Here is a 1,176-nt window from a genome sequence, read left to right as displayed (position 1 = left end):
TGAGCTGGTGGGGGTCGCAGTGGCCAGGGGGAAGCGACTGTTTACTAAAAACACAGGTCCGTGCGAAGTCGTAAGACGATGTATACGGACTGACGCCTGCCCGGTGCCGGAACGTTAAGGGGACCGCTTAGCGCGAGTAATCGCGCGAAGGTGAGAACTTAAGCGCCGGTAAACGGCGGTGGTAACTATAACCATCCTAAGGTAGCGAAATTCCTTGTCGGGTAAGTTCCGACCTGCACGAATGGCGTAACGACTTCCCCGCTGTCTCAACCGCAGACCCGGCGAAATTGCAGTACGAGTAAAGATGCTCGTTTCGCGCAGCAGGACGGAAAGACCCCGGGACCTTCACTACAGCTTGACATTGGCGTTTGGAACGGTTTGTGTAGGATAGGTGGGAGACTGGGAAGCTCAGACGCTAGTTTGGGTGGAGTCATTGGTGAAATACCACTCTGGTCGTTTTGAACGTCTAACCCGCGCCCGTGGATCCGGGTGGGGGACAGTGTCTGGTGGGTAGTTTAACTGGGGCGGTTGCCTCCTAAAGGGTAACGGAGGCGCCCAAAGGTTCCCTCAGCCTGGTTGGCAATCAGGTGTCGAGTGTAAGTGCACAAGGGAGCTTGACTGTGAGACTGACGGGTCGAGCAGGAGCGAAAGCTGGGACTAGTGATCCGGCATCGGCGTGTGGAAGCGGTGTCGCTCAACGGCTAAAAGGTACCCCGGGGATAACAGGCTGATCTTCCCCAAGAGTCCATATCGACGGGATGGTTTGGCACCTCGATGTCGGCTCGTCGCATCCTGGGGCTGGAGTAGGTCCCAAGGGTTGGGCTGTTCGCCCATTAAAGCGGTACGCGAGCTGGGTTTAGAACGTCGCGAGACAGTTCGGTCCCTATCCGCTGCGCGCGCAGGAGACTTGAAAGGGGCTGTCCCTAGTACGAGAGGACCGGGACGGACGAACCTCTGGTGTGCCAGTTGTACCGCCAGGTGCATGGCTGGTTGGCTACGTTCGGAAGGGATAACCGCTGAAAGCATCTAAGCGGGAAGCTCGCCTTGAGATGAGGTCTCCCACCACGAGAGTGGGTAAGGCCCCCAGCAGACTACTGGGTTGATAGGCCGGAGGTGGAAGCACTGTAAGGTGTGGAGCTGACCGGTACTAATAGGCCGAGGACTTGACCACAAAGC

At 57.6% G+C, this 1,176-nt stretch carries 1 rRNA gene (only partly in view); it reads left to right on the top strand.

From position 1 onward, the window contains the following. Window positions 1-1,171, top strand: a 23S ribosomal RNA gene (locus ACIBG7_RS43515) (it extends 1,632 nt beyond the left edge of the window). The last annotated feature ends 5 nt before the right edge of the window (window positions 1,172-1,176 follow it).

Source organism: Nonomuraea sp. NPDC050328, assembly GCF_044459405.1.
Lineage (GTDB): Bacteria > Actinomycetota > Actinomycetes > Streptosporangiales > Streptosporangiaceae > Nonomuraea.
This window is presented reverse-complemented; position numbering and strand designations above follow the sequence as displayed.